Source organism: Amphritea atlantica (genome assembly GCF_018860855.1).
GTDB lineage: Bacteria > Pseudomonadota > Gammaproteobacteria > Pseudomonadales > Balneatricaceae > Amphritea > Amphritea atlantica_A.
This window is the reverse complement of record NZ_JAHKQE010000022.1, coordinates 231,256-241,322: the sequence shown is the minus strand read 5'-3', so window position 1 is coordinate 241,322 and position 10,067 is coordinate 231,256. Positions and strand designations below refer to the sequence as shown.

At 41.5% G+C, this 10,067-nt stretch carries 9 protein-coding genes; 2 read left to right on the top strand and 7 right to left on the bottom strand.

Features of this window, described 5'->3' with window-relative positions:
- Positions 1-123: 123 nt before the first annotated feature.
- On the bottom strand, positions 124-1,068 hold the full coding sequence (locus KO512_RS10275) for a LysR family transcriptional regulator (protein ID WP_215952252.1): 945 nt from the start codon (positions 1,066-1,068) through the stop codon (positions 124-126).
- A 576-nt stretch (positions 1,069-1,644) separates the two neighbouring features.
- Between KO512_RS10275 and KO512_RS10270 the strand changes: the two genes are divergently transcribed.
- Entirely contained in the window at positions 1,645-2,550 is a 906-nt protein-coding gene (locus KO512_RS10270; protein WP_215952251.1) for a LysR substrate-binding domain-containing protein, read from the top strand.
- 307 nt (positions 2,551-2,857) lie between these two features.
- On the opposite strand, the gene KO512_RS10265 is transcribed toward KO512_RS10270, so the two are convergent.
- The 6 genes from KO512_RS10265 to KO512_RS10240 all read right to left on the bottom strand — a co-directional run bounded on the left by KO512_RS10265 (position 2,858) and on the right by KO512_RS10240 (position 9,397).
- The gene (locus tag KO512_RS10265; RefSeq protein ID WP_215952250.1) at positions 2,858-4,165 is read right to left on the bottom strand and encodes an amidase; all 1,308 of its coding nucleotides are present in this window, start codon (positions 4,163-4,165) and stop codon (positions 2,858-2,860) included.
- Complete coding sequence (locus tag KO512_RS10260; RefSeq protein ID WP_215952249.1) at positions 4,162-5,346, bottom strand: oxamate carbamoyltransferase subunit AllG family protein; 1,185 nt, start codon at positions 5,344-5,346, stop codon at positions 4,162-4,164. Before KO512_RS10260 ends, KO512_RS10265 begins: the two co-directional genes overlap by 4 nt.
- 114 nt (positions 5,347-5,460) lie before the next feature.
- Positions 5,461-6,072: an NAD-dependent dehydratase gene (locus KO512_RS10255; protein WP_215952248.1), complete on the bottom strand. Its 612-nt coding sequence runs from the start codon at positions 6,070-6,072 to the stop codon at positions 5,461-5,463.
- A gap of 53 nt (positions 6,073-6,125) precedes the next feature.
- Positions 6,126-6,995 carry an NAD-dependent epimerase/dehydratase family protein gene (locus tag KO512_RS10250; RefSeq protein WP_215952247.1) on the bottom strand — a complete coding sequence of 290 codons (870 nt, stop codon included), beginning with the start codon at positions 6,993-6,995 and terminating at the stop codon, positions 6,126-6,128.
- Between the two features lie 80 nt (positions 6,996-7,075).
- Entirely contained in the window at positions 7,076-8,065 is a 990-nt protein-coding gene (locus tag KO512_RS10245; RefSeq protein WP_215952246.1) for a PDR/VanB family oxidoreductase, read from the bottom strand.
- Between the two features lie 138 nt (positions 8,066-8,203).
- Positions 8,204-9,397, bottom strand: coding sequence for an aromatic ring-hydroxylating oxygenase subunit alpha (locus KO512_RS10240; protein WP_215952245.1), 1,194 nt, complete (start codon positions 9,395-9,397; stop codon positions 8,204-8,206).
- A 245-nt stretch (positions 9,398-9,642) separates the two neighbouring features.
- On the opposite strand from KO512_RS10240, the gene gloA reads away from it, so the two are divergent.
- Positions 9,643-10,053: a lactoylglutathione lyase gene (gloA, locus tag KO512_RS10235; protein WP_252734955.1), complete on the top strand. Its 411-nt coding sequence runs from the start codon at positions 9,643-9,645 to the stop codon at positions 10,051-10,053.
- Positions 10,054-10,067 lie beyond the last annotated feature (14 nt).

The following is a 10,067-nucleotide window of genomic DNA, read 5'->3' as shown; positions in this document are numbered from 1 at the left end:
GGTTTATTGATCGCTTACGCAGCAATTAACCACCTCTCACTATTCAATTATGAGTGTTGCGCTTACTATATGAGTCCCTGCCGAAATATGTATATGTAAAAGAGCTAATTTATTATAAATATGTCAGTTCAAACTTATATAAAACCGATCATCTAGAAAAACCGACTCACTTAACTCTAAAGCTTGCTCTTTAAGCAAAACCGCAAAGGCTTCAGCCACTGAGGTTAAACGAAACTGAGAAATCTTTGCGATACCTAATCGTAAAGGACGTAAATTACCAGACAAAGGAATGGCTTTCATCTTGGTACCATCTAACGCCTTATTGCTCACTAATGGCGCATTAGAAAGAGAATAACCTAAACCATTTCCAACAAGCCCTCTAATCATTGCTATCGATTGAGCACGATAGGCAATATTAGGTTCTAAGTTTTGACTCAGAAAAAGCGAGTAAAAATAATCACGCGTCATTGGCCAGTCCAGTAACACCATAGGATATGCGGCCAAATCATCCAAGGAGAGGGCTTTCCTCTCTGCTAAAGGGTGATCGAAGGCTAACACCGCATAGGGAGGAAATTCCATTATAGGTTCAAAATCAATTTCAGGAGGAATTTGCAAATCGTAGGTCAACGCGATTTCATATTGACCATCTATTAAGCTCTGAATAATCTCTTTTTGATGCCCTTCATCACACTGAATAGTGACTGAAGGGTATTTTTTAATAAATTTTTTCATCAAAGAGGGTAGCATTACCGGCGTAAATGTAGGAAAACCAACAATGTGTAGCTTCCCAGTAATATCCTCACCAAGAGTGTTGGCATAATGACCCAGACCATCAGCCTCTGTTAGTAGTTGTTTAGATTTACGTAGAAACTTCCTTCCTGCTGGAGTCAAAGATAGCCCCTGAGCATGATGACGGACAAAGAGCTGAAGACCTGTTTGCTCTTCCAAATATAATACGGCAGAGGATATCGACGGCTGAGACACATGTAACGCTTCTGCCGCTTTCGTGACACTGCCGAATTCACCAGCAGTCGTGAAATACCGTAATTGCTTCAAAGTAAAATGCATGCGGCACACCTTTAAAATATGACACTCTAATATATAACAAAAACCAAACCAAAAACTAAAAATTATCTCTTTTATTAATTCAGAATATTTTTGAAAAATCGAAAAAACTCAACATACGTGAAAGCACCTTTCCTCGCCTAATAACATCAGATGCTGAACTAACTGCAGCACAAATATGCTATTACTCTGTATATCCTCAACCTATTTTTTGCAGTGAATTTCGCTTCTATCTATCACACAACGAAGGATTAAATTTCAGGTAATGTGCTCTGACGTTCTTTCACTTACGTGATCAAGTAAAGGTCAGTACCATTGCTTAACGACAAAGTTAAGGACTATCTATCAATAACAATCCTTATTCTATGTAGAGATACGAAAAATAAAATCGTTAAATAGCTTTACTCAAGCGACTATATACAGGTATGTTTAACACTTTATAATAATATATGTATACAAGGCAGAGAAGGATTTTTCTTTCTCTTATTCTTGTTAAATTCAAGACTATTTAAATAAACAATTTGACAATTGATCACTCACAACTTTATTAATTCATATATCAACTTCATGAGGTTTCTCATGCTTCATCTACCTTTATTAAATGCGTTAAAAACTTTTGTCATAGCAGGTCATTATCTTAATTTCACGAAAGCTTCTGAGTACTTACTTGTTTCGCCTTCGGCTGTTAGCCATCAGATTAAAGTACTGGAAGACTATCTTGGATTTAAATTATTTATTCGAAAAAATCGAACCTTGACACTCACAATAGATGGTGCACACCTGCACGCTTCTCTTGTAGGGCCTTTCGATCAGATTGCTCGAGCTATACAGGATACTCTGAATAACCGAGGTCGTGAATCTCTTAATATTGCACTTAGACCCTTTTTTTCTAGTGCTTGGCTGGCACCGCGCCTGAATAGTTTTTGGGGCAAAAACCCAAAAATAGAGATTGACCTAACTCATAGTATAAAGATGACTGACTTTATGTCAGATCATATCGATATTGCGATTGTCTGGGGAAAAGGAGACTGGCCTGGAGTGGAAACTAAATTTTTAATCCCTGGAAATCTCACTCCGATTTGCGCTCCCAGCTTAATTGAACAACATGAGCGACCGAAAACCCCTGCTGATTTAAGTAATTACACCCTAATCCATGATGAAGATCGCTCGGCTTGGGATGCTTGGCTAGAGAAGTCTGGCGCAGGCAGTGTCAATTGCAAAACAAATCTAATTATCGACGATACAAATGTACGAATCCAATCAATACTCAATGGTCAAGGAGTTATGTTAGGTTGTCCTACCTTACTGAGAAAGGAACTAGATGATGGCCGATTAGTTCAGTTGTTTGATACCTATTTGGATACTTATGCTTATTACTTAGTATATCCCGAAAAAATGCAGCTGACTGATAATATGGAAATTTTTATCGACTGGCTTATAAATGAAGCACACACAATGGAAAACATGAATATTTCTGTTTTTTAAATCGATTTAACTAAACTAATGCAAGGACGCAAAATTCAAAATTCGAACATAATATCAATTATATATTCATACTTTTAGAATTTTTATACTCATGAAATATATTATTTATCTATAATTTTTCACCATTAAATATCGGTCATCTACGGAATAGCTGCTAATACCTATCGAATATTAATAATTTTGATATAAAATGGTTCGATCCCCCAAAAGGCTGAGCAAAGCAATACACCAGTCTTAAAAGAAATCAAACCCTCTCTCCCTCGATAATATAAGTTGCTACCTTAGTTGAGAGGATAATGCTAAGAGACTATTTGGAAACTAAATACCCTTCAGCCCAACGAGACAGAGCCAACAATTGATCATCCTCTCGAGCACGACCAATCAACTGCAATCCCAGTGGCAAACCTTGCTCATCGGTGATGCCAGGCAAGGTAACGACGGGCAATCCGAGTACTTGCCAAGGTCGACTCATATGCGGCTGACCCGTTGCTTCATGACCCATAGGTGCTACACCTGGTGCAGCAGGAGCCAGTATTGCATCGATACCTAAATGATCAGGATTAGACCAGAGCCAACGACCAATTTTCGCGACGGCCTCTAACGATTCAAGATAACTTTCTCGCGTCATCTCACGTCCTTGCTCAAATAACTGTAGCAAGGCTGCAGAAACCTGTTCAGGATGTTCAGCTTCATAGCTCAGATTACGGACGACTTCCCAAGCCATAATATTACGATGATGCTCAACTAAACGACGCATCAGATCACAACTATGCATCTCAACCATTTCAGCCCCTTCCTGCTGTAAACGATCACTGAACCGTTGCATCGCAAGATTCATGGCAGAATCACTTTCACCCACCGCACTACCTTGACACACCAAAATACGGTATGGACGATCAGGCTTAACCGAGGGCTTCAGTGGCTGTAATAATAAGATACTGCGTAGCAGCTCAATATCGTCCACTCGACGCGCAAACAAGCCCAATGAATCGAGTGATTGAGCTAAAGGCTGCGCACCCCGCAAAGAGTATTCACCTCGACTACCGACATAACCTACAACACCACAATAAGCGGCAGGGCGAATAACAGATGCGGCAGTTTGAGACCCTACTGCAACTGGCACCATAAAATCAGCAACAGCGGCAGCAGAACCACTCGACGATCCACCTGGGGTACGATCAAGATCCTTCGGATTACGCGTTTTACCTGGTTTAAAATAGGCAAACTCTGTCGTCACTGTTTTACCTAATACGATACCACCCGCCTGCATCAGCAGATTGACACAGCTGGCATTATCGACGGGCTGCCGCCCTTGGTGAATAGGCGATCCCATCTCTGTTGGCATGCAACATGTATCAATAATATCCTTGATACCAATGGGCAACCCTTTAAGCACACTCGCTTGATAAAATGCCTTTTGTTGCTGATATTTTTGCAGGTATTCTTCTCTAGACAACAGGAATTGCCAAGCCCCGACTTCCATTTCGCGGGCTTCAATCTGATCGTAATAGGCGTTAATCAGATCTTCGGCAGTACAATCACCGGCGGCGATCAGCTTTAACGCCTGACTTAAACTCTGTACTTTAAGATCGGTTTTTGATGTTTGATCACTCATAATCCGGCCTCTTGCAACACTTGACGGAAAAAGCTGACCGGCACATCGGCTACACCGCCGCCGATACGACCCACTTCGCCACGATCTTCTATCATCCCCAACACCACCATTGGACCACCTTCATGATCGACAACTTGACGGGCACAAGTCATAGCAGGACGACCACCAAACCCAGCAAGAGAAGCCGTTAACGCTTTGTCTGGTCGGTTCAGAGCATCTTCAGGTAGATAATCTTTAAGGCCGTTATAAGATGCCGGCGCAGTATTCAACACTTGACCACCTAAACCAATGAAATCGACAACGGCACTGTCACCGATTGCGCCAACCGCGGTACGCCCAGCATATGCAGTTTCGACCGCCCCTTTCACTTCAGGCGCAGGCATCGTGAACCAAACACCAGGTTTCGTCGCAATCTGAACACCAAAGTCATGACCATTCCCGCCCGCTTTAGTAATCAAAGACGCCCCTTCGACACCTTCGGCCACAGACATCATTAAGCTACTCGCGGCCATCCAAACATTGAGCGCAAAAGCCATTGCCCCCTTTAAAAACGTTTCGATAGCTTCTGGCACATCATTATCATCAACCTGAAACAGCCAATCAGCTAACAATGCAGACCCTGCAATGGTGCGTCCATGACAATCGTCACCCTCGTTTAAGGCCGCTTCAATAATGGGTAACAGATCGATTGGTGTTAATAGTCGGGGTTTGATCCACTCACTCAACTCACCATTCAACCAAGTTAAATGCCCTTGAAGTTCAGGGTCTAACTTACCTAAACGGGTACAGTGCACCATACCTTCATTTAATACTGAATATTTACGCGCGCTAGGATTATTAGCATCCACGATAACCATTAACTGCATTGAAGGAGAAACAACTCCAGCTAACGGTACGACTATATTATGATCCTGAGCCGAAGCGATTTTAATCTGTCCCTGCAAAATCAGGTCTTTAGCTTGTGCATAAGTCTTAGCCCACCCCTCCCATACGGCTCCAACACAAAGGGAATTCATGACGGGAGCGGGAATTATGTCGACTGAGCTAAAAGGAGGGCCAGCGTACAGCAACACATTATTTTGCTCAGCAACAACATCGCTCACTTGGCACATGCCAACCCATTGAGGACGACACTCTGAAACCCGATCAAATGCGAGCTGATCAGCAGCGGATAACAACATAAGGGGACTCTCCTAACAAGAATGCCATCAACTAAGATGGCATTCATATAAATGATAAAAATATGAAGTAGAAATGACTTAACGACTACTTAGTAATGACCAAAAACTTAAGGGTCATTCAGCGCGAACCCAGCTTTCACTGTTCGCTAAAGCAGCAGATTGAGCGATACGATTCAGAAAATCTCGCTCTACCGTTGTACCCGGAAGCGGAGTGCCATTCACTTCAACTTGCGCAGCGCCAGCAGGCTGGAAAATAGCGAACATCTCATGCTCACCCGTCTGAGTTTCTTCCGGCGGTAAAGCCACCGCAAAAGGTTCCGCCAGATCTTTCCAGATCATGCTCAAGGTTGTGCCAGTACTCTCAGAGTGAGCAATACAGGCCTGCTGCTTCGGATAATCAGTTTCAGTCTTGAAACAGGCATCGGCAATATATTCCAGATTATCCAGAGCCACCGCTGCACGAAATAAACCAAAACGGCGGACAAAATTTTCCACTAGGTACTGTGCCAGCTCAAGATTATCAGTGAGACACTTACGCACAGCACTTCCATCTTCTTTCTGATAAGGGTTTTCCAACACCAGAATAACTTCACCGCGGCCGTAATCAGACGCAGCTATTCGGAAGTACAACGACAAAGAAGACCAATCGCCTTCAGAATCGGTTTTTAGATAAATAAATGGGTTATCGCCGGTCCAGTCGACCTTACCTGTACGAATAGAGTTCATAGCATAGATCCTTATGTAACTTTTTTGTTATTTACGAATTAACAAAGTGGCTATCAGGCACGCGCTTTCGCTTTTGCCCGAAGTTGTTCAAAATTTGACGTAGGCTGCCAACCCAGAACTTCTTTTGCCGCTGCACTCGAAAAAACGGATGCACGAGGGTTCACTTGGAAACGCCGAGGTATGATAATCTCTGGTTGCTCACCAATAATTTTCCGATACCAATCCAATGTTGGCTCTGGATGCGACGTATCATCAGCACTCAGGAAGAACGTACCAAAACGCAACTCTTCCGCTTTCAACGCACAATCAAATGCAGTCGCCACATCTTCAGCTGTTACATAATAGAACAACCAATTGCGATCAGGCGTATCAACAAACGCAATGTATTCTTCCAATGTTTCATCAAGCACAACCGCTAACGGACGCAAACAGATCACATCCATATCAGTGCCATCCACAAAACTCTTCGCCATCTGCTCCATTACTATTTTAGAAACGCTGTAAGCCTCTACTGGCTTATTCTCATGCGTCTCATCGATAGGCAAATGGGTCGGTTTCCAGTTAGGGCGCATCTCACTCAGACCACAGGCTGACACGCTAGAACAAAGCACTACTTTCTGTACATTCGCTTCTGAAGCAGCCTGCAATACATGCCAAGTACCCCGCACATTGACATCGATATATTTCTCAGGGGCACAGTTCCAGTCATAATCTAAAGCCGCTAAATGCACTACCGCATCTGCACCTTCAAACGCTTTACGTAATTGCGGCAGGTCCATCACATTAGCTTCAATGTATTCAACGCCACTTTCACCTGCGACTAGATCAGCAATAACAACTTCATAACTTTTAAGTAACTGGCGGACAACATAGCCCCCAACACGACCAGCACCGCCAGTCACAACAACACGTTTAATTGACATAGAATGACCTAATATATTTCTAGTTATACAGCGAGATCCAATCTCTTCTTCCTATCCCCTATTTACTCTGGGACATAGCATCAAAGATCTAGAATCAATTCGGGAGACAAGGCACGAGAAACGCACAACATCATGTAATCATTTTCCTCACGTTCTTCTTCAGAAAGAACAGAATCACGATGGTCAGGAATACCCGATAACACACGGGTTTCACAGGAGCCGCAGATACCATCGCCACAAGAAATAGGGATTTTAATACCCGCTTCACGCAGTACGGCTAAAGCAGACTGACCTTCAGGAATATGAATACGCTGACCTGTACTGTTGATAACCACATCAAAAGCGCCACCAGAATTATCAACAGGGTCTGCGGCAAAACGCTCAATATCTAAACTCCAGGTTGGATTAACTTGAGCGCTGTAATGTGACTCTAAAGCATCCAAAAGCGGTTTAGGGCCACAAGAGTAAACAGAGGTTTCCGTGTCACAGGTTGCTAACAAGCCTGGCAGGTCAATATACCCATCCTCTTTATCACAATTCAGTGTGATACGTGATTGATCATACTGCGCCAACTTCTCAAGGCATGACATCCGACTACGCTCACGAGAAAGGTAAACCAAGCGCCAATCTACGCCTTCCTTATCCGCCTGCTGTAACATCGGCAACATCGGAGTAATACCGATACCTCCGGCAATAAACAGGCATTTTTTACGAGGAGTAAAAGGAAAATGATTACGCGGCTCAGAAACCTTAAGCGTGTCTCCCTGCTGCAATTGATTATGAATGAATAGTGAGCCTCCACGCCCTCCCTCTTCGCGCAAAATAGCCACTTTCCATTGGCTGCAATCAAGATAATCACTACATAGGGAATAATGACGCAACAAAACATTATTATCGTCCACACTACCACTTGCATCAGTACAGGTTTCTAATACTAATTCAACGTGTGCACCGGGTTGCCAAATCGGTAAAATGTCCCCATCAGCAGATACTAACGTCAACTCAACAACATCTTCGGTTAACTGCTGTTTGGCAGCTATCTTAACCAAAACATGATTATTTATAGCCATAAGATCACCCTATTAACGCTCCACTTTGTAAACAAATCGACAGCTCAAAACCTATCTAAAAAATGGAGATCTAGCTATCTAGCATCACTAGAAAACCCATCCTAATTATAATTATCTAAACAACATTTAACTTATTTTTCACTCAGCATCCGCACGCTTTTCTTCGGCTCTATATTTGTCAATCAGCCAGTTTTGTAAGCGCTGAATAACCAACTCATGAGATGTTAAACGACCACGAGGCGCATATTTAGACTGCATGCCTTTTTGTACGCCTTTCCAAGCGAATAGGTCTTCTTCCATAACCTGCCATAAATCATCGTGCTCTTGTTGGTAGTTTTTCTCATAGCTATCCAAAGCCAGAGTTGATTCTGGATACATCCAAGAAACACCGTACCAAGACTCTGTAGCGCCTTTAGGTAACCACATGAAATACTTAACTTTATCGGGCATTGCAACAATCAGAAGATTGGGGGCAACCGTAATGTAACTCAACTGCTGACGTTCCTGATCTGTCAAACCATCGATCGACGGTTGAAGAATTGAACCTGTATGTGTAGGTGCAGCGTCTATATGTTGACTAATCAAGTTATATGACACTAAGCCCTTTTCGACATCATTAAACTTAACCATCTCATCGACATTACTCTGGGGTAAAGGATACATCTCACCCCATGATCCTCCATGTAAATATGAACAGTGGTAACATTCGTCGTTAAAAATCTTCCAATTCCAATCAAATACTTCCATTTTTAGCGGTTCAGAAGCACGTAACTCAGACATTTTGTAATTACTTAACTGATCACCTAGGTTACCTAAACGGTCACTCAATGGAGGTAAACTTTCATCAAAAGTAATGAAAATAAATCCTTCCCAAATCTCAGTACGAATTTTCGGAAGACACACATCTTTAATATTAAAATCTTCTACTTTTTCATCGCTTAATCCTGGTGCTGAAGTTAATTCACCGCTCGTATTGTAAACCCAAGCATGTAACGGGCAACTTAATCGACGGGTATTACCTCGACCTTCGACAATAACCATTCCGCGATGTTGGCATACATTTGAAACAACATTCACTGAACCGCTACGATCACGTATAACAATCAAAGGGTCTTCACCCACTTCAATCGTATAATAATCACCCGTTTTAGGAATATCATTCACACGGCCAATACAAAACCATTCATGAGCCCATACAGCATTCAATTCGAATTGATAAAATTCTTCACTAGTAAAACATTCTGGTGGCATAGAATAAACTGGCCCACTATCACTATAACTCGCATCAAAATTGGCAATAGAAATTGGGCTTTTAATTATTTTCGCAGTCATATTATAAAAAATCCTTCGAGTATTTAACATGCTAAGCAACTTAAAATCTTCACATAGCAACAATAAGCCTTACAAATACTTTCTTTAAGTAAATTTCAAAAATCACAACAATGATATAAATATACACACCTATCATAGAACGTTAAAGCAAGTATAATTCAATGATACCTGAGCATAACTACGGGTAATTTTATTTTTTTATCTTGTAAAATAATTCTTACCAAAAACCTAATGAAAAATATGATATGGCTAAAAAAATCGAATTTAATCTTGACCACACAATGATAAGAGTCTCGAACCTAGATAAATCTTTAGACTTCTATGTTCGAATTATGGGAATGAAAGTATTACGAAGAAATGAATATCATGATGGTAGGTTCACCAATGTATTCATTGGTTATGGACCTGAAAATAAAACAACAACAATAGAATTAACCAATAACTGGGACATCAATAAACCTTATGATAAAGGGAATGCCTATGGACATATTGCATTTAATGTTGGCAATTTAGTCGAAGCTATGGAATATCTAGAATCCGAAGGAGTTAAAATCAAAAGTGCAGCAAAAAAAATGAACCACGGGCAACGAATGTTGGGCTTCATATACGATCCAGACAACTACATTATCGAATTGAATGAGCCTTTAAATATCTAATACAAACATAAAAA

Bases quoted from the DNA above. Each gene is read 5' to 3' on its own strand.
- KO512_RS10240 (WP_215952245.1), bottom strand. From the start codon at position 9,397: ATGACTGCGAAAATAATTAAAAGCCCAATTTCTATTGCCAATTTTGAT.
- KO512_RS10255 (WP_215952248.1), bottom strand. From the start codon at position 6,072: ATGAACTCTATTCGTACAGGTAAGGTCGACTGGACCGGCGATAACCCA.
- KO512_RS10275 (WP_215952252.1), bottom strand. From the start codon at position 1,068: ATGCATTTTACTTTGAAGCAATTACGGTATTTCACGACTGCTGGTGAA.
- KO512_RS10245 (WP_215952246.1), bottom strand. From the start codon at position 8,065: ATGGCTATAAATAATCATGTTTTGGTTAAGATAGCTGCCAAACAGCAG.
- KO512_RS10250 (WP_215952247.1), bottom strand. From the start codon at position 6,995: ATGTCAATTAAACGTGTTGTTGTGACTGGCGGTGCTGGTCGTGTTGGG.
- gloA (WP_252734955.1), top strand. From the start codon at position 9,643: ATGGCTAAAAAAATCGAATTTAATCTTGACCACACAATGATAAGAGTC.
- KO512_RS10270 (WP_215952251.1), top strand. From the start codon at position 1,645: ATGCTTCATCTACCTTTATTAAATGCGTTAAAAACTTTTGTCATAGCA.
- KO512_RS10260 (WP_215952249.1), bottom strand. From the start codon at position 5,346: ATGTTGTTATCCGCTGCTGATCAGCTCGCATTTGATCGGGTTTCAGAG.
- KO512_RS10265 (WP_215952250.1), bottom strand. From the start codon at position 4,165: ATGAGTGATCAAACATCAAAAACCGATCTTAAAGTACAGAGTTTAAGT.